The organism is Deferrivibrio essentukiensis, from assembly GCF_020480685.1.
Taxonomy (GTDB): domain Bacteria; phylum Chrysiogenota; class Deferribacteres; order Deferribacterales; family Deferrivibrionaceae; genus Deferrivibrio; species Deferrivibrio essentukiensis.
This window is the reverse complement of record NZ_JAJAFU010000011.1, coordinates 18,920-37,053: the sequence shown is the minus strand read 5'-3', so window position 1 is coordinate 37,053 and position 18,134 is coordinate 18,920. Positions and strand designations below refer to the sequence as shown.

16 protein-coding genes are annotated in these 18,134 nt (G+C 34.3%); 13 read left to right on the top strand and 3 right to left on the bottom strand.

The window, feature by feature from the left end; all coding sequences use genetic code 11:
• Positions 1-9: 9 nt before the first annotated feature.
• The 4 genes from LF845_RS06795 to LF845_RS06780 are packed head-to-tail and all read left to right on the top strand — an operon-like array spanning position 10 to position 3,700.
• Positions 10-2,388, top strand: coding sequence for a TIGR03960 family B12-binding radical SAM protein (locus LF845_RS06795; RefSeq protein ID WP_242820254.1), 2,379 nt, complete (start codon positions 10-12; stop codon positions 2,386-2,388).
• A gap of 19 nt (positions 2,389-2,407) precedes the next feature.
• Positions 2,408-2,815, top strand: a complete 408-nt coding sequence (locus LF845_RS06790) for a Fur family transcriptional regulator (RefSeq protein ID WP_242820253.1) — start codon at positions 2,408-2,410, stop codon at positions 2,813-2,815.
• The gene (locus tag LF845_RS06785; protein WP_242820252.1) at positions 2,815-2,922 is read left to right on the top strand and encodes an RCKP-type rubredoxin-like domain-containing protein; all 108 of its coding nucleotides are present in this window, start codon (positions 2,815-2,817) and stop codon (positions 2,920-2,922) included. Before LF845_RS06790 ends, LF845_RS06785 begins: the two co-directional genes overlap by 1 nt.
• Complete coding sequence (locus LF845_RS06780) at positions 2,906-3,700, top strand: TIGR02757 family protein (protein WP_242820251.1); 795 nt, start codon at positions 2,906-2,908, stop codon at positions 3,698-3,700. The genes LF845_RS06785 and LF845_RS06780 overlap by 17 nt, the downstream gene beginning before the upstream one ends.
• Positions 3,701-3,705: 5 nt before the next feature.
• On the opposite strand, the gene LF845_RS06775 is transcribed toward LF845_RS06780, so the two are convergent.
• On the bottom strand, positions 3,706-5,580 hold the full coding sequence (locus LF845_RS06775; protein ID WP_242820250.1) for an AMP-binding protein: 1,875 nt from the start codon (positions 5,578-5,580) through the stop codon (positions 3,706-3,708).
• A gap of 461 nt (positions 5,581-6,041) precedes the next feature.
• On the opposite strand from LF845_RS06775, the gene LF845_RS06770 reads away from it, so the two are divergent.
• The 6 genes from LF845_RS06770 (at position 6,042) to LF845_RS06745 (ending at position 11,787) form a co-directional block, all read left to right on the top strand.
• Positions 6,042-6,302, top strand: a complete 261-nt coding sequence (locus tag LF845_RS06770; RefSeq protein ID WP_242820249.1) for a DUF4212 domain-containing protein — start codon at positions 6,042-6,044, stop codon at positions 6,300-6,302.
• A gap of 12 nt (positions 6,303-6,314) precedes the next feature.
• A complete protein-coding gene (locus LF845_RS06765) occupies positions 6,315-8,123 on the top strand; it encodes a sodium:solute symporter family protein (protein WP_242820248.1) in 1,809 nt (602 codons plus the stop codon).
• A gap of 113 nt (positions 8,124-8,236) precedes the next feature.
• Positions 8,237-8,599 carry a hypothetical protein gene (locus LF845_RS06760; protein WP_242820247.1) on the top strand — a complete coding sequence of 121 codons (363 nt, stop codon included), beginning with the start codon at positions 8,237-8,239 and terminating at the stop codon, positions 8,597-8,599.
• A gap of 9 nt (positions 8,600-8,608) precedes the next feature.
• Positions 8,609-10,531, top strand: coding sequence for a putative nucleotidyltransferase substrate binding domain-containing protein (locus LF845_RS06755; RefSeq protein ID WP_242820246.1), 1,923 nt, complete (start codon positions 8,609-8,611; stop codon positions 10,529-10,531).
• A gap of 93 nt (positions 10,532-10,624) precedes the next feature.
• Positions 10,625-11,044 carry a CBS domain-containing protein gene (locus LF845_RS06750; RefSeq protein WP_242820245.1) on the top strand — a complete coding sequence of 140 codons (420 nt, stop codon included), beginning with the start codon at positions 10,625-10,627 and terminating at the stop codon, positions 11,042-11,044.
• Entirely contained in the window at positions 11,038-11,787 is a 750-nt protein-coding gene (locus tag LF845_RS06745) for a DUF169 domain-containing protein (RefSeq protein WP_242820244.1), read from the top strand. The genes LF845_RS06750 and LF845_RS06745 overlap by 7 nt, the downstream gene beginning before the upstream one ends.
• Here LF845_RS06745 and LF845_RS06740 read toward each other — a convergent pair.
• Positions 11,784-12,425 carry an endonuclease V gene (locus LF845_RS06740; protein WP_242820243.1) on the bottom strand — a complete coding sequence of 214 codons (642 nt, stop codon included), beginning with the start codon at positions 12,423-12,425 and terminating at the stop codon, positions 11,784-11,786. The two genes, LF845_RS06745 and LF845_RS06740, sit on opposite strands and share 4 nt — an antisense overlap.
• Positions 12,426-12,469: 44 nt before the next feature.
• On the opposite strand from LF845_RS06740, the gene LF845_RS06735 reads away from it, so the two are divergent.
• The gene (locus LF845_RS06735) at positions 12,470-13,348 is read left to right on the top strand and encodes a patatin-like phospholipase family protein (protein WP_242820242.1); all 879 of its coding nucleotides are present in this window, start codon (positions 12,470-12,472) and stop codon (positions 13,346-13,348) included.
• Positions 13,341-13,865, top strand: coding sequence for a biotin transporter BioY (locus tag LF845_RS06730; RefSeq protein ID WP_242820241.1), 525 nt, complete (start codon positions 13,341-13,343; stop codon positions 13,863-13,865). The genes LF845_RS06735 and LF845_RS06730 overlap by 8 nt, the downstream gene beginning before the upstream one ends.
• A 59-nt stretch (positions 13,866-13,924) precedes the next feature.
• Here LF845_RS06730 and LF845_RS11895 read toward each other — a convergent pair whose 3' ends face one another.
• Entirely contained in the window at positions 13,925-16,219 is a 2,295-nt protein-coding gene (locus LF845_RS11895; RefSeq protein WP_278252189.1) for an NADP-dependent malic enzyme, read from the bottom strand.
• Positions 16,220-16,809: 590 nt separating this feature from the next.
• On the opposite strand from LF845_RS11895, the gene LF845_RS06715 reads away from it, so the two are divergent.
• Entirely contained in the window at positions 16,810-18,108 is a 1,299-nt protein-coding gene (locus LF845_RS06715) for an NCS2 family permease (RefSeq protein ID WP_242820240.1), read from the top strand.
• The last annotated feature ends 26 nt before the right edge of the window (positions 18,109-18,134 follow it).

The window sequence follows — 18,134 nt, the reverse complement described above, 5'->3', positions numbered from 1 at the left end:
GGAATAAATATGGAATTTTTAAAATTATTAAATGTTAATAAGCCGCTGAGATACATTAACAATGAGTTTAATTCATATCATAAAAATAACGAAGATGCACTTAAGTTTTGCCTTATCTTCCCCGATGTTTACGAAGTAGGTATGTCTCACTTAGGTATAAAAATACTATATGAACGCCTAAATCAGGACAAAGATATTATTTGCGAAAGATTCTTTATGCCATGGGTTGATGCTCTGGATGAATTTGGCAAAGAATTGTTTGTATCTCTTGAAAGCCAAACACCCTTATCAAAGTTTGACATTATTGGTTTTTCTTTACAGTACGAGCTTTCCTATACAAATATGCTTAAAATCATATCTGAAAGTGGTATACCACTTTTATCAGAAGATAGAGTTGAAAATTCCCCTATAGTTATCGCAGGCGGGCCTTGTGTGGTCAACCCTGCGCCTATTGAAGATTTTATAGATGTTTTTTTCATAGGTGAAATGGAAGAAGAGCTAATAAAAGTTTTAAATGATATTAATGATAAAAAACTTACAAGAAGAGAAAAACTTGAAAAGATTAATGAATATAAATTTACCTACATACCTGCTCTTCAAAAAAATAAAATTGTCCGAAAAAATATATATAAAAATTTTCATAATGATTACACTGTCACAAAACCTGTTGTCCCCCTCATGCCGATTGTTCAGGACAGAGTAACAATTGAAATTTCACGAGGTTGCACTAGAGGTTGCAGGTTTTGTCAGGCAGGAATGATTTACAGGCCTTCAAGGGAAAGAAACGTTTCGGATATTATTGAAAATGCAATTGAACAAATTAAAAATACAGGGTACTTGGAAGTATCCCTTTTATCACTTTCCGCAGCTGACTACTCATGCCTTGAAGAACTCCTACTAAAACTTTCAGAAGCGCTCTCAGATAACAAAGTATCTCTGAGCCTTCCATCCATAAGAGCAGACAGAGTAAAAGATTATATTTTTCAAGAGCTAAAAAAGGTACGTAAATCTGGATTTACAATTGCACCCGAAGCAGGAAGTCAAAGGATGCGAAATATCATAAATAAAAATTTGACAGAAGAAGAGATTATTGATGCCGTGGTTTGTGCCTCCAATAACGGTTTTAACGGGGCAAAGCTATACTTTATGATTGGTTTGCCATTTGAAACCGATGAAGATGTTTTGGAGATAGCAAACCTAGCCGTAAAAATAAAAAGAAAAGTTAGAAAAAGTTTTAACATTACCGTATCTGTATCCAATTTTGTTCCAAAACCTTTCACACCTTTTCAATGGTTTCCTCAAAACAGCATAGATGAAATTAAAAGAAAGCAAACCATTCTAAGTGAAACTTTAAAAAGTACAAAAATTAGATTTAAATTTCACGACCCTTATCAAAGTATCCTTGAAGGAGCAATATCCCGCGGTGACAGGAGGATGGGTAAGGTATTAATTAATGCTTTAAGTATGGGAAATATTTATGACGGTTGGTCAGAGCATTTTATTTTTGACAATTGGCTCAAAAGTTTTGAAAAAGCCGGTTTAACGTTTGAAGAGACTGCGATGAAATCCTTTGACAAAAATGATATTTTACCGTGGGATAATATTGATACAGGAGTTACGAAAGAATTTTTGTGGCAAGAATATGAAAAATCAAAATCTGAAACGACTACAGATGATTGCCGTGAAACAAACTGTAAAGGTTGCGGGATTTGTGATTTCAAAGAAATAAAAAATATAGATGCCATTAAGTCCTCTTTTATATCAAAACCTAACTTAACAGAAGAAAAAGTATTTGAGAAAATTGCTTTTGTATTCAGCAAGAAAAATATTAGCTCACTCTTTTCCGCAATAGACTTAAATAGAGTCCTATCTCAATCATTTAATATTGCAGCGATAGAGCTTGACTACTCAAAAGGTTTTAACCCACAACCAAAGCTCAGTTACCTTTATCCTCTACCGGTTGGAGTTGAAGGTGAAAATGAAATTTTACTTACTAAAATCATACCAGAAAATTTAGAAGAGAAGTTGCACAAATTAAACAGCATATTACCAAAGGGATTATATTTTAAAACCTATTATAATGCAGACTCCATCAATCTTTGTGCTGACTTTATCGCTGAATATGAATTTGACAATTCGTCATTTGATATACTAAAATCTCACATAAATTTAAACCAGGACTTTTATCAGAAAAAGGGTAAAAATGGAAATATAAAAGAGATTAAGTTAAAAGATTATCTTATTGAAATTGGCAAAAATTATTTAAAGTTGAGGGTTTCCAACCTCGGGACATTTAATTTTGTTGAATTTTTTAAGTTTTTAAACTATAATATTTCTAAAATTAAAATAAAGCGAAAAAGTTTAACACCTTTTGAAGGGCTACTTTAAATAAAATCAGGAGAATGCTATGTTTACAGAAAGAGCAATTGAGGCGCTTAAAAAAGAAGGTTTTAAAATTACGAAACCAAGACAGTGGATTGTTGAATTTCTTGACAATAATACTTCACACCCTTCAGCTGTTGAAATTTATGAACAACTTAGATCAAAAGATAAAAGTTTCTCATTTGCTACGGTATATAATACTCTTGATGTTTTGGTAAAGTCAGGGGTAGTAAGACAAATCTCTACTGACCCAAAATGCAGTAGATTTGACCCGGATTTGTCTAACCATGCACATTTTTACTGTAAAAAGTGTGGAAGTGTTCATGATATATTTGACATAAATATCGGTTTTTCCGGCTTAAACGGAGAGGTAGAAGAATATCAGTTAAATCTTTTTGGTACATGTGAAAAATGTAAAAAAGGAGGCAATTGATGGCAGTATTTGTATGCTCAAAGTGTGGATATGAAAAAGAAGGTAGATGTAAGCCAAAAAAGTGTCCTCAGTGCGGAGAAACTGGTACATTTGACAAAAAACAATAATCTAAACCTATTCTTTGAAAAAATTTATAAAAAATACAGTGCTGAGAGCTATCTCGGCACTGACCCAATAATATTTCCAAAAACATACAAAGGTAACACAGAATACATAGCCTTTGTTTCTTCACTGTTTGCTTACGGTCAGGTTAAACTTATTCAGAATTTTTTAAGAAATTACTTTGATGTTTATGGCACTGAAGTAACGGCTAACTTACCGCTCAAAAAAAATATCTATTACAGATTTCAAACTGAAAATGATATTTACCTATTAGTAAAATTTCTAAATAAAATATATAAAGATTACGGCAGCATTGAGGGCTGTTTTTACAGCCTATCTAATAATGTTGAAGAAAGCCTCAGTCGATTTATGTTATTGGCAAAAAGTTTTGGTGAAGAAAACAATGCCGGAACAGGATATTTTTTTCTATTTCCGACGTATGGAAGGTCAGCTTTAAAAAGGATGAGAATGTTTCTTAGATGGATGGTGAGGGACACAGATATAGATTTCGGTTTATGGAAAAAATATAACAAATCAGAATTATTATACCCACTTGATACACATATTCTAAAATTTTCAAATAAACTGCAAATAATTAGCTCTGAAGCGGGCACACATAAAAACAGTTTGGCAATAACTGCTTTTTTTAAAAATATTGCACCGGACGACCCTTTAAAGTTTGACTTCCCTATCACAAGATTGGGTATTGTCAATAAATGTATCACTTCAGACTCAAGTAAATGTATAAACTGCGAATTTGCTAATTTATGTCCATTTTCTTAAATAACTTACATCTGCATGGCAATCTCTTTTAATAAATCCCTTAAAACTACACCGTCTGCACCCTTAGGCAATACTCTAACAAATTTAATATACTGTGGTAAAACCGGCTCTCCCAACTCCTCAATAATAACTTCATTTATTTCATCAATAATCAGGCTATAGTTACTTTCATCAACATTTTTTTTCAAAACACAAAAGGCTATCAAAGAGTCACCCTTCTTTTCATCGTTTAATATTATTATTGCAGATTCTTTTATTAATTTATGCTTATTTATTGTCTCTTCTATCTGCTGAAGGTTTATTCTTTTCCCCGCAACATGAACAATATCATCAACCCTTCCTGACAGATAAAAATGACTTTCTTCATCAAAACATCCTGCATCCCCTACCCTAAAGACATATTTTTCATCAAAATATTTCCAAAATGTCTTGTAAAATAATTCTTCTCCATGGCATAAACTTGTACACATAGACATTAAAGGTTTTTCTATAGACACCAAACCTTTCTCATTTTGGTATTTAATTTTCGTTTTAGTAATACTGTCATAAATTGCAAGGTCTACTCCGGGGATTGGCTGCCCTACAGAATCTTTTTTAACTTTTGAAAAACCCGGCAATTGGGCTGCAACTGCTGAGCCAAGCTCTGTCACTGAATAAATATTCAAAACCGGGAGCTTATCTTTACCAAGTTTTCTATACAACCAGTAAAGCACATCCTCTTCTATAGGTTCGCCACCGAGGAAAAAAAGCTCAAGACTATCTACACGCTCAAAAACCTTTTTTTTCATATCTGCATTCATGAGTGCTTTAATAATTCTTGGAGACATATAGCACTTGTTAATATTGTACCTTTCTACAATACCATAAAAACGTCTGGCATTTTGCATCTGAATCGAATCCTCAAACATAACTGAAGTAGCACCTGCCATTAATGGCCCGTATATTTTATAATTGTGGCTATTCATCCATGCAATATCAGTAGTATTCCAAATAGTATCACCATCTTTAGGATCAAATATTAATTTAAATGTGTAGTGAGCCCAGCCTAAAAATCCTGCAGCACTATAAACTAATCCTTTTGGCTCAGGAAAATGAGTGGTAGTAATCATAATAAATAATGGGTCATCAAAACTTAAAATAGTCGATTCCAGGTTGACAGCTTCCTTAAAGTCAGTATCACTCAATAAATCATGATACCAAATATCCCTCAACGGCTTCATATGAACCTTTTTTGGAATTCGCTCTACAACCACCACATGTTTTGGCTGATGCTCAGACTTTTTCAACGCCGCATCGACCTTAGTTTTAATATCGAGTTCATTGCCTGTTAGGCTATAATTAGCTGTTACTATTAGGCTCGCTCTGCAGTCATCTATCCTTTCAGCAAGTGCATCGGCTGAATAACTGAAATGAAAAAAAGCGTGTATTGCACCTATTCTCACGCAAGCAAGCATAACAATAATAGCCTCTGGAATATTCGGAATGTATATTAAAACTTTATCCCCTTTTTTTACTCCAAGTTTTTTAAATGCGTATGCAAGTTTAGATGCCTCAAATGAAAGAGATTGATATGTATATATTTTCTCTGTATAATCAGACCCTCTCCAAATAATAGCTGCCTTATTTTTATTTTTAGTATTTAAATGTTTTTCAATAACATTATAAAAAGGATTAAACTTTCCACCCTTAAAAAACTGATATCTTGGAACCTTAGTATATTCAAACACCTCTCTATAAGGCTCTATCCACTCTAAAAAATTCTTACCAACATAGTCAGCGACTTCCATGTAAGGCTTTTCCATTAATTCTTGAATCTCTTCCGGTTGTAAGAAATCTCTTTTATAGTTTTTGTTTGCCTTAGTTATGCTTTCATAAATCATACCGTATACCTCTTTTGAAATTATCAGATGCAACATAATGTATTAATCATTCATATTTATAATAGCACATAGGCTAAAAAAACAACAGAAAAATTTTCATAATTAAAATTAATCAAAATTATAATAAAAAAATGTTATACTTTTAATTTTTTTATTTAGCTATTTATATAACAATGTATTGAAAAAATACTAAAAAAAATACTATTATAACAATATGTTACTCACTTTAGTATACTGTATACAGTACACTGTATACTTTATGTTTACTAAACTACAATTTTATTAAAATTTAATTATTGACAGCAATAAAACATTATTATATTAATAAAACAACTCAGGGGGTTTAAAATATAATTTTTCACCTTGGAAGCAAAAAGTAAGGAGGTGATAAAACAAATAGGTCGGCAGGTGCTTTAAGGTAACTTGTTTGTTTTTTTAATAATTTTTAGAGAGGTGTTTTTATGGTCGATAAGGAAAGGCTCGAAGCCTACTGGAAAAAAAACTTAGGTCTAATTCGAAACATTTTAATCATCTGGTTTATATTTGGATATGTTTTAACTATCCTTTTTGTTGAACCGCTGAACAATATTAAGTTAGGCGGTACCCCTCTTGGATTTTGGTTTGCTCATCAAGGCTCAATTTATGTTTTCGTAGCACTGATTTTTATCTACGCAAAACTTATTGGAAAAATTGACAAAGAATTCGACGTAGAAGAAGATTAAGGAGGGGACAATATGAGTTTACAACTTACAACGTATATAATTGTCGGTTTAACATTTGCACTTTACATCGGTATTGCTATCTGGTCAAGAGCAGGCAGCACTAAAGAGTTTTATGTAGCAGGCGGTGGAGTTCACCCAATACTTAACGGTATGGCAACCGGTGCAGACTGGATGTCAGCAGCCTCTTTCATATCTATGGCAGGTCTTATCGCTTTCATGGGGTACGGCGGTGCAGTATTCTTGCTTGGTTGGACAGGCGGTTACGTTTTACTTGCTCTTTTACTCGCTCCTTATTTAAGAAAGTTTGGTAAATATACCGTGCCTGAATTTTTTAAGACAAGATATTATTCTGACGGCGCGGCAATAGTTGCTGTTATATGTCTTCTTATAGCTTCAACTACTTACATTATTGGTCAGATGACCGGTGTTGGTGTTGCATTTTCAAGATTCTTGGGAGTTTCCAACAATCTTGGTGTTTTAATCGGTATGGCTATAGTTTTTGTATATGCTGTTTTTGGCGGAATGAAAGGTATTACTTATACTCAGGTTGCTCAGTATTGTGTTTTAACATTAGCTTACACTATTCCGGCAATTTTCATATCTTTACATTTGACAGGTAACCCTATTCCTCAATTTGGTCTTAGCTCAGGCTTTCAAGGTTCTGACATGTATCTCCTTGAAAAACTTGACCACATTGTAAAAGATCTTGGTTTTGCTTCATATATCGCAACTCCGAGATTAAGCAAACTTAATATGTTTGTTTACACATTATCACTGATGATAGGTACAGCAGGTCTTCCACACGTTATTATTAGATTTTTTACAGTGCCAAAGGTAAAAGATGCAAGAAGCTCAGCTGGTTGGGCGCTTGTATTCATCGCTATCGTTTATACTACAGCCCCTTCAGTTGCTGCTATGGCAAGATTAAATCTTCATGCAACAGTTAACAAGGCAGTACTTAAAGGTGGTGACGTATTTGCACCTGAAGCAAGTATCAAATTTGAAGAGCGCCCAAAATGGATGCAGCGCTGGGAAGTTACAGGGTTGTTAAAATTTAATGACAAAAATGGCGATGGCCGTATTCAATACTACAATGACAAATCTAAAAATAAAGATTTCTTAGCCAAAGCTGAGGCAGCAGGTTGGAAAGGAAATGAATTATATGTTAATAACGATATTATGGTTCTTGCAAACCCTGAAATCGCAAAACTTCCAAACTGGGTAATCGGACTTGTCGCTGCAGGTGGTCTTGCTGCTGCTCTTTCAACAGCTGCTGGTTTACTACTTGCTATATCGTCAGCAATCTCACACGACCTCTTGAAAAATATGTTTATGAGAGACCTGTCTGAAAAAGGTGAGCTTATGGCCGGTAGAATAGCAATGGCCTGTGCTATCGTAGTTGCAGGATATCTTGGTATGAACCCACCTGACTTTGCAGCAGGTACGGTTGCAATAGCTTTTGGTCTTGCAGCAAGCTCAATCTTTCCTGCTCTTATGATGGGAATTTTCAGTAAAACTATGAACAGACAAGGCGCTATCGCAGGTATGATTGCAGGTATTGGTATTACAATGCTCTACGTTTTTGCACATAAAGGTATCTTCTTTATCAAAGGAACTGAATTTTTAGGGCTTTTCGGCGGTAAACAAAATTTCTTCTTCGGAATAGAGCCAAATGCTTTTGGAACAATCGGTGCAATAGTTAACTTTATAGTAGCTTTTGCAGTTAAAAACATGACTGCACCTGTTCCACACGATATAGCTGAAATGGTAGAAAGCGTTCGCTATCCAAAGGGTGCCGGTGCTGCAGCTGCAGATCACTAAAATATTTACTACATTGCCTTAGGCCTCCGACAGGAGGCCTTTTTTATAATTTAAATAGCTATTTTAGTTTGATTTTAGAATATCTTTGTTATAATAACATATGTGAGGTGTATATGGACAACTTAATTATCGATACAAACATTGCAGTTACTTGGATTTTATTTATTGCCCTTTTCCCTCTGGCATTTATTTGGTTTAAAAATGCTTATACTGTCTTTATTAAAAAGGATTATTCAAAAGTTGCACTTAAACGCGGGGAGCCACCAAAAAATCCTAAAAAGTGGGCACCTTTTGTTGGAATTTTAAATTTATGCGCTGGTATTGCAATCGTATGGGCAATTGCTGGTGTCTTATTCTTTGCCTACCCTTATCAGCAGTGGACAGGTATTGCAGGGGTCACTATTTGGTTTAAAATATTTGGAGAATATATTATCAAAACGCAGGCACACCCATTTTTTAAAACAAAAAAAAGTTAGGGCAACCCTATGAAAAACATACTTAATTACCTTAGGTCTGTTGAGCCTTTTAATGTAATATCAGACGAAAATTATAAATTACTTGATGATAAATGTCTAATACACTCTTACGAAGAGAATACATTAATTTTTTCTCAAAAGGATAAACCCACCGGATACCTGTATTTCATAAATAATGGACTTGTTGAAATAATATCCGAAACAGATGAAGGGGTTGAGATAACAGTTGATTATAGAAGAAACGGTGACTTTTTTGGCTGGACACCTATCTTTACGGATGGCGGTTATTCTGCCGGAGCCAGAACTGCAGAAAAAACAGAATGTCTTTTAATCCCAAAAGATTTAATACTTGAGTTAGCAAGAACATATCCTGAAATAACAAGATTTTTCAGCAAAGCTGTTTTCTCTAAAATTAGAAAACTGTACCAAGATGTGGTTAAATCCCAATCAACTGACCCTATTCTGCAAATCGAAGCATACCCTTTTCAAAAGCAGGTAAGTGAAATCATGTCATCTCCTGCCGAAACATGTCCAGAAAATATTTCAGTTGGAGAAGTTGCCAAAATACTTACTATAAAAGGGATAGGATCGGTCTTGGTCTGTGATGAAACTCAAAACCTAAAAGGGATTATTACAGAAAGAGACCTTGTAACTAAAGTCTTGGCAAGAGACATTGGGCAATGTTTAAGAGATTTAAAAGCCAAGGATATAATGACTCCAAATCCTTTTTCCGTAACGCCTGACACTTATATGTACGAAGCTGCAAGCTTTATGCTTAGCCACAATATTAGACATCTACCTGTATTAGATAACAACAGTATCGCAGGAATTGTAACTATCAGAGATTTAATGCGCTTTAGAAGTCAAAAAACTGTGCTACTGATAGGCAAGACTAAAGAAGCAGAATCAATTGATGAGCTAAAAGCAATTAAATCAGAAATAGCAACCGTTGCCAAAGTGCTATTAATGGAAAACAGGTCTCATATTGAAACAATGGAAATAATATCATACATTCACCACAACATTATACGCAGATGTTTTGAAATTATTTTAAATGAGTCAATTAAAAGTGGGTGCAAGCTTCCAGATATAAAATATTCATTTATAATTATGGGGAGCGGCGGTAGACGTGAAATGCTTCTCGGCCCTGATCAGGATAATGGAATTATTTTTGAGGACTACCCGGATGAAATGGAGGCAGAAGTAAGTAATTTTTTTATTCCATTTACTGAAAAATTAGTTCAGGCTCTGGATGAAGTAGGCTATCCTCTTTGCAATGGAAAGGTTATGGCAAATAATCCTATATGGAGAGGTAAGCTGTCTGACTGGAAAAAGCGTGTCAGCAAATGGATAAATGTACCTGAGCCTCAAAGGGTAAGGTTCTCTACCATTTTCTTTGACCTTTATTCGTTAATTGGTGACAATAAACTATGCAATGAACTAAAAGACCATATTTTCTCTGAAATTAAGCGTAATCTTCTTTTTCTATATCAAATGATGGAGTTAGACTATAAACACAAAGTCCCCCTTGGCCTTCTAAACAGATTTATAACCTCAAGTGAGGAAGAGCATAAAGGAGAACTTTCTGTTAAAGAGAATGGCAGTATATTTATAGTAGATTGTATTAGGATGTATTGCCTCGAACATGGAATACCATCACAAAACACAATGGAACGGCTTGATAAACTTCACGCAATAAATATTTTCAACTCAACTACTGTAGATCACATTAAGGCTGCTTTTGAATTTTTTACTTATATAAGATTAAAGAATGAGCTAATACTTATTGGTGAAAACAAAAAACCAAGCCACTACCTTGACCCGTACACTCTTCCTAAAGACGAACAGGAGGCGTTAAAAGAGGCTTTTAAAGTAGCAGATAAACTTCAAGATAGCACAAGGAGACACTTTGCAAGAATTGTCGGGCTATAAACTCAATTTTATCACAACTAATACTTTACAATTTTGAAATATTGTTATATTTAAAACACAATATAAACATTATTTATTGAAGGGAGTACAGAAATGAAAGTAAAAGAGATTATGACAAAGAATGTTATCTCAATCAGAGATACCCTACCAATTAAAGATGCCGTTATTATTCTAAGGAGAAATAAAATATCAGGAGCTCCTGTATTGAATGAAAACGATAATGTTGTTGGTGTTTTTAGCGAGTCAAATATTTTGGACAAACTTCCGGATATTCTGGAAGAAGCTGATAAGATACCAATGATAGATGTTCAAGAATTAACTTCCCCCTCGGTTTCCACTGTAATGGGGAAACCACCAATTGTTGTCAGCAGCGATGAAGATATTAGAAATGTTGCAAAAATATTTCTGGAAAAATATATTCACCGCGTGCCTGTTGTTGATGATGGTAAACTTGTGGGGATAATTTCTCTTGGCGATGTTTTAAAGGCCTTTAGTGAGGTAAAATTATGCTAAATCTTTACGAATCTCTTAATAATTTTTTAAAACTTCAAACCATACCGGTCGGAGTAAACTTACTTAAAGATATTCCTGAAATAAAGGTAAGGCTAAAAAACAGAAAAATAACTGTTTGTCAACAAATAGCATATTCAAGATATTACGGATGGTCAACTATGATAACAAAAGAAGATAGCTTTTGTGTCCTTGGAGCATCATGCACAGGCTTGATAAAACCTCCTAAAAGAGTATTGGATGGAGAAGTTAATTGCAACATATACCAAAAAAATATCGACTCAGCAAAAAAGATGCAGGAAAGTATGCCTCGTGTTCCTGAAAATATAAAATCAGTACTAACCTACCCTATTAATAGACCAATTGAAAGTATTATACCTGATGTAGTAGTTTTTTATTGCAATACCGCTCAAGCAATGAGAATGGTGCAGGCATTTTTATATGAAAAAGGGGGAGAATTTAATTTTAATTCTTCAGGCGATGCAGGGGTATGCTCAAGAGCAGTTGCTGAAAGCTATATCAAAAGCAAACCGGTAATTGAAATCCCTTGCCTTGGCGACAGAAGATTTGCTATGGCTCAAGACTTTGAGGTAGCTGTGGGATTTCCATACAGTATGAAAGATGAAGTAATTAAAGGGCTCGAAAGTACACACAAAGCCGGAATAAGATACCCTATACCATTTCAGATACCTGATTTATGTGATTTACCAAAAACATACACCACTCTACCGGAGGACTTAGATTAAATCTCATTGCGCCTGAGCTTATTAGAATAAATATGTGCAAGCCTTGTAGGCTCAGGTAACTTGTATTTGCCGACGTATTTCATAATAACTGCCAAAGATGAATTTATATCGATTAAATTTCCGGGAGACACAAAAACTGGATTGCACCCTACTTTTGTCCTTAATACAATGCCCACAGTTTTACCTTTATATTGCAGTATTGAATATCCCCCTTTTTTATCAGGAGGAGCCACAAAGTCACCTACAAGTTTATTTTTAGCACATCCAATTGTAGGAATTTTTAAAACTATTCCTAAATGACTTGCAAGTCCAAGCCCTCTGGGATGAGCAGTCCCTTGAGCATCACAAATAATAATATCCGGAATGTTTTTCATTTTTTTAAATGTATTGACAATCAAAGGCAATTCTCTAAATGAAAGTAACCCTGGGATATAAGGTAGTTTAACCTCCATTTTATGAAATCCAACCTCAATAATATTAAACTTGTTATCTAAAATAACTACGGAGCAAAACCCTATGTTAGAGTTTTTATTAAAAGAAACATCAACCCCAGCAACAAGTTTAATATCATTTTCATATGGACAAATAACGAGTTTTTCTGCTAATCTTTTCTGTAGCTTAATTAAGTGTTCATACATACAAGCTTTATATGTTAAAACCAAAAAAATTGTAAGGATTTTATATGAAAATAGGTTTGGCTTTAGGCAGCGGTGCTGCCAGGGGACTTGCTCACGTAGGAATACTAAAAGCATTCGAAGAGGAAGGGGTCAAACCCTACGCTATAACAGGAAGTAGTATGGGTGCCTTGATTGGCGGTATTTATGCCTCAGGATATCCCATTGAAAAAATTGAGGAATTTATACTAAATCTTGATTTTGGTGTTTTTAAAAACATTGTAGATTTTAAATTGTCAAGGGCAGGAATTGTAGACGGAAAGAAAATAGAAGATTTCTTAGATTCTGTTGTAAACGAAAAGGAGATTAGTAATCTAAAGATAAAATTTGCATGTGTAGCTACAGACTCATTAACAGGGCTTGAAGTTATCTTTAACAAAGGGGATATAATAAAAGCCATAAGGGCAAGCATATCATTTCCGGGAGTTTTTATCCCAGTATATTATGATGGGATGTTTTTAATAGACGGTGGTATAAAAAATCCCGTACCTGTTGACCTATTACCGGATGAATGCAATATAAAAATTGCGGTAGATGTAGGCCCATTTGTAGTAAAAGACAAGCTTATAAAAAAATATTTTAAAAACCATCAAACCAAGCCACAAAAAAGTGTCAATGAATCGTTCAATACATTAATAAAACAAATATTTAATTTTAACAATGATGACACTATAAAGTATCCTTCAATGCTTGAAACTTTGGTACAAACAATTGCCATAATGCAAGAAAGTATATATGAATACAAAATTAAATCTCAAAAAAACGTAATCGAAGTCAAACCTGACCTTGACGATTACAAACTAACTGACTTCACTAAGGCTAAGGAAATCCTCGAAATAGGATACAACGAAGGAAAGAAAATTTTAAGGGAGGTAAAACTTGGATAACAAAAAGATTGCGTATGCGGGGATAACAACCGCACTAATGATTGTCAGCACATTTATAAAAATCCCGTTTCAGCCAGTGCCAATAACACTGCAGCCTTTTATCGTACTTTTAATACCAATGATTTTTGGAGTAAAGATATCCGTGATAGGTATATTTTTATACCTTATCTTAGGCTTGCTTGGGCTACCTGTATTTGCAAATGGAGGCGGTTTGTCATACTTTTTGCAACCGACATTTGGCTATTTAGTCGGTTTTTTATTTGCGGCAATACCTATTGGGCTTTTAGCACAAAAGATTGAAGGCTTTAAGGGGAAATTTATCGGTGGACTTATCGGTCTTCTTTTAATATATATCCTTGGAGTATTATATTTATATTACAATATAAATTTTATTCAAAACAAAACTTTTACCCTGTCTACTGCTTTGAAAGTCGGATTCATTTTGCCATTCGGATTTGATTTCATAAAACTGATAATAGCTTGTATAGTAAGCAATAAAATTAACTTTTATAGATAAAAAAAGGAGTGCAGTTTTCATTGAAACTGCACTCCCAACAATTTATTTCAAGCTATAAATTAGTTACACAACTTATCTCTATTAGCTTTCTTATATTCTGCATCTACAACAGCGATTGCAGCCAAATTTACTATCTCATCTACATCACTGCCTCTTTGAAGTACATGAACAGAGTGACAGAAACCCTGTAAAATAGGCCCTATTGCTGTACCATTTCCTAACCTATAAAGCAATTTGTATGCAATATTACCAGCCTCGAGGTTTGGGAACACTAATACATTAGCATCACCTTTTATTGCAGAAAATGGAAATGCTTCTTCAGCTATAGGTGGATATGTTGCAGTATCAGCTTGCATATCACCATCTATAATCAGTTCAGGCCTTTTCTCTTTAACTAATTGCATTGCTTCAGCAACTTTCACTGTCCTTGGTATCTTAACACTACCAAAGTTTGTAAATGAAAGCATTGCAATCTTAGGCTCAATATCAAACTTTTTACAAGTTTCAGCAGATTGGATAGCAATCTGTGAAAGTGCCTCAGCATCAGGGTCAATATTAACCGTAGTGTCGGCACATAAAACCAATCTATCTTTAAATACCATAAAGTATGCACCAGAAGGAACTTTATAACCTTTCTTAAGAGGAACAGTTTCAAGAAGCGGCTTGACAGAATCCCCATAACTTCTTGAGTAGCCGGTTAAAAGACAATCTGCGTCACCATTAAGAACCATCATAGAGCCATAATAATTAAAAATCTTAACAAGCCTTCTTTCTGCCTCAATATATGTCATCCCTTTTCTTTGTCTTAGTTTAAATAAGTAGTCAGCATATTCAGATAGTTTATTAGATTTCTCCGGATTAATTATTTCTATCCCTTCAAGGTTGATATTATGCTTTTCTGCCTTACTTTTTATGACTTCTTCATTTCCAAGAAGTATAGGAGTACCGATACCTTCTTCAACAATTTTCTGTGCGGCAATAAGCACCTTATCATATTCCCCTTCAGGCATAACAATTCTCTTTGGAGTTTCTTTTGCCCTATTGATAATCTGTCTTGTAAACTCTTTAGCAACAGAAAGCCTTGATTCAAGATAAGATCTGTAAGCATCCCAATCAGTTATAGTAATTCTTGCCACACCTGAATCAATTGCTGCCTTAGCAACAGCAGGTGCGACTCTTGTTAATGCTCTAGGATCAAAAGGCTTTGGTATAATATAATCTTTTCCAAATTCTATTTTTTTCAAACCATAGGCTTTACATACAGACTCAGGCACCTCTTCTTTAGCCAAATCATCCAACGCTTTTACCGCAGCAATTTTCATCTCTTCATTAATTTTCCTTGCCCTTACATCAAGTGCACCTCTAAAAATAAAAGGGAATCCCAAAACGTTGTTAACCTGATTTGGATAATCTGAGCGGCCTGTACCCATTATTGCATCCCCTCTCACCTCAGCCACCTCTTCAGGAGTAATCTCTGGGTCAGGGTTTGCCATAGCTAAAATAATTGGGTTTCTTGCCATAGACTGGACCATCTTTTTAGTAACTGCACCCTTAACAGAAAGGCCCAAAAATATATCTGCCCCTTCCATAGCTTCTTCAAGGGTCCTTAAATCCGTATCTATAGCAAAATACTCTTTATACTTATTCATACCTTCTGTTCTACCTTTGTATATAACACCTTTGGTATCACAGAAAATTAAATTTTCTTTTTTTACACCTAAGCTGACAATCAGCTTTCCAATAGCAATCCCTGAAGCACCAGCACCATTAATTACAACTTTTACCTTATCAATTTTTTTATCTACCAACTCAAGAGCATTAAGAATTGCGGCAGCAGCAATTATTGCCGTACCATGCTGGTCGTCATGAAATACTGGAATATTAAGCCTTTCAACCAAAGTTTCCTCTATGTAAAAACAGTCAGGTGCCTTAATATCTTCTAGATTAATCCCGCCAAAAGTTGGTTCAAGAAGCTCACAAGCTTTGATAATATCATCAGGGTTTTGAGAGTTAAGCTCTATATCAAATACATCCACATCTGCAAAACGCTTAAAAAGTACGCCTTTCCCCTCCATCACCGGTTTGCCAGCTAGAGGTCCAATATTACCGAGACCTAATACTGCAGTACCATTTGACACAACTGCTACCAGGTTACCTTTAGCAGTATACTCAAAAGCCAAGTCAGGATCTCTTTCTATTTCCAAACAGGGGTGAGCCACGCCAGGACTGTAAGCCAAAGATAAATCTTTTTGGGTAAAACAAGGTTTAGTAGCTACAACTTCTATTTTACCTTTTCGCCCCATTGAGTGATATAAGAGTGCATCCTCTTTAGTAAGTTTTGGTTTGTTTGACATTGTTATCCTCCATTTTTTTGCATTAAGATAATAAACTATAAATCAACTTTAATCTGATGTAAACAGAAAATATAAACAAAACCTAAAATGTAAGTTCATTAAACATTGAATAGATAATATCTATACAAACCATTTTATTATTGAAAATATAAAATTTAATACTTTTCATTACTTAACCAATACTTCAATTAAAATACGTATAATAGGTTTTACTAATACATTAAATTATTATAAACAATAATTATATTGTTACATAAAATATATGTAACATAATATGGATTGAAAAATAAAATAAGCTTATTTTTCAACATTTTTATTTTTTATATATTTTTACTATCAAAAACCAATAATTTAACACTCTTGGCCACCATTGTTTAAAATAACTGTATAATTTTGTAAATCAAAACAAATTTAACATAGTTTAACCAATAACATTACTTTATTTAAAGTTAAATTTTTCAAAAACCAAAGGATAAAAACCTATGAATAACTATTCACTAGAAATTTAATAAATTATAAATGTCATTTTAATATTTAAATTTAGGCAAAATTATGCTAACCATTCCACCTAAAAAAATTAAGGGGAAACTATGTTGGAAAAGTTTTTCAAATTAAAAGAAAACAATACTGACGTTAAAACTGAAATCATTGCAGGGATAACAACATTTATGACTATGGCTTATATTATATTTGTAAACCCTGCTATACTATCCAAAACAGGAATGGATTTCGGTGCAGTAATGATGGCAACGGTGTTGGCTTCAGGATTTACTTCCATCCTAATGGGGCTTTTGGTAAATTATCCTTTTGCACTTGCACCCGGAATGGGACTAAATGCATACTTTACTTACACAGTAGTTATGCAAATGGGATACCCTTGGCAAACAGCTTTGGGTGCTGTATTTATTTCAGGGGTAATCTTTTTAGCGCTAACATTTGCAAGGATAAGACAGATAATCGTTTATGCCATACCTGAAAACATTAAAATTGCAACAGCAGGCGGTATAGGCTTATTTATCACACTTATCGGAATGGAAGAGTCTAAAATAATCATAGACAATCCGGCTACATTAGTTTCATTAGGCGACATTATGAGCCCTGTGCCGCTTATGACACTTCTTGGTGTAATAATAATAGGAGCACTAATGGCACGCAAAGTAAAAGGCTCCATTTTGATAGGTATGCTGATAATATGGGTAATAGGGCTAATATTTGGACTTAGCACATTTAAAGGGATAGTAGGCACACCTCCCGATATTTCTCCTGTATTTCTTCAATTAGACATAAGGGGTGCTCTTGATATAGGCATTTTCGGAATAATCTTCGCTTTTTTATTTGTCGACCTTTTTGACACTACAGGGACACTCGTTGGGATAGCAAAACAAGGTGGCTTTATAAAAGAAAATAATGAATTCCCACGAGTAAACAGAGCTCTTACTGTCGATTCAATCGGTACAGTCGCAGGAAGTATGTTAGGGACATCAACAGTAACAACATACATTGAAAGTGCATCAGGTATTGCCGCCGGGGGTAAAACGGGGCTTACCGCCGTGGTTACCGGAATATTATTTTTACTGTCAATGTTTATCTCTCCTCTTGCCGAATCTATCCCTGTATTTGCAACAGCCCCTGCACTTATAATTGTGGGTGTGTTAATGTTAAAATCTGTAACTACAATTGATTGGAATGACTTCACTGAAAGCCTCCCCGCATTTATAGTGATAGTATCAATGCCTTTCACCTACAGTATTGCAACGGGGATATCATTAGGCTTTATATTTTACCCTATAATAAAACTCCTTGCTGGAAGACATAAGGAGGTCAGTATCCCTGTCTGGATATTGGCTATTCTATTCATTTTAAGATTTATATACCTTGGTGGAAATTAAGTAAAAAAGTAGGGGCAGATAAACTG

Excerpts from the sequence above, each read along its gene's own strand:
- LF845_RS06795 (WP_242820254.1), top strand. The coding sequence starts at position 10 with ATGGAATTTTTAAAATTATTAAATGTTAATAAGCCGCTGAGATACATT.
- LF845_RS06790 (WP_242820253.1), top strand. The coding sequence starts at position 2,408 with ATGTTTACAGAAAGAGCAATTGAGGCGCTTAAAAAAGAAGGTTTTAAA.
- LF845_RS06785 (WP_242820252.1), top strand. The coding sequence starts at position 2,815 with ATGGCAGTATTTGTATGCTCAAAGTGTGGATATGAAAAAGAAGGTAGA.
- LF845_RS06775 (WP_242820250.1), bottom strand. The coding sequence starts at position 5,580 with ATGATTTATGAAAGCATAACTAAGGCAAACAAAAACTATAAAAGAGAT.
- LF845_RS06770 (WP_242820249.1), top strand. The coding sequence starts at position 6,042 with ATGGTCGATAAGGAAAGGCTCGAAGCCTACTGGAAAAAAAACTTAGGT.
- LF845_RS06765 (WP_242820248.1), top strand. The coding sequence starts at position 6,315 with ATGAGTTTACAACTTACAACGTATATAATTGTCGGTTTAACATTTGCA.
- LF845_RS06760 (WP_242820247.1), top strand. The coding sequence starts at position 8,237 with ATGGACAACTTAATTATCGATACAAACATTGCAGTTACTTGGATTTTA.
- LF845_RS06755 (WP_242820246.1), top strand. The coding sequence starts at position 8,609 with ATGAAAAACATACTTAATTACCTTAGGTCTGTTGAGCCTTTTAATGTA.
- LF845_RS06750 (WP_242820245.1), top strand. The coding sequence starts at position 10,625 with ATGAAAGTAAAAGAGATTATGACAAAGAATGTTATCTCAATCAGAGAT.
- LF845_RS06745 (WP_242820244.1), top strand. The coding sequence starts at position 11,038 with ATGCTAAATCTTTACGAATCTCTTAATAATTTTTTAAAACTTCAAACC.
- LF845_RS06740 (WP_242820243.1), bottom strand. The coding sequence starts at position 12,425 with ATGTATGAACACTTAATTAAGCTACAGAAAAGATTAGCAGAAAAACTC.
- LF845_RS06735 (WP_242820242.1), top strand. The coding sequence starts at position 12,470 with ATGAAAATAGGTTTGGCTTTAGGCAGCGGTGCTGCCAGGGGACTTGCT.
- LF845_RS11895 (WP_278252189.1), bottom strand. The coding sequence starts at position 16,219 with ATGTCAAACAAACCAAAACTTACTAAAGAGGATGCACTCTTATATCAC.
- LF845_RS06715 (WP_242820240.1), top strand. The coding sequence starts at position 16,810 with ATGTTGGAAAAGTTTTTCAAATTAAAAGAAAACAATACTGACGTTAAA.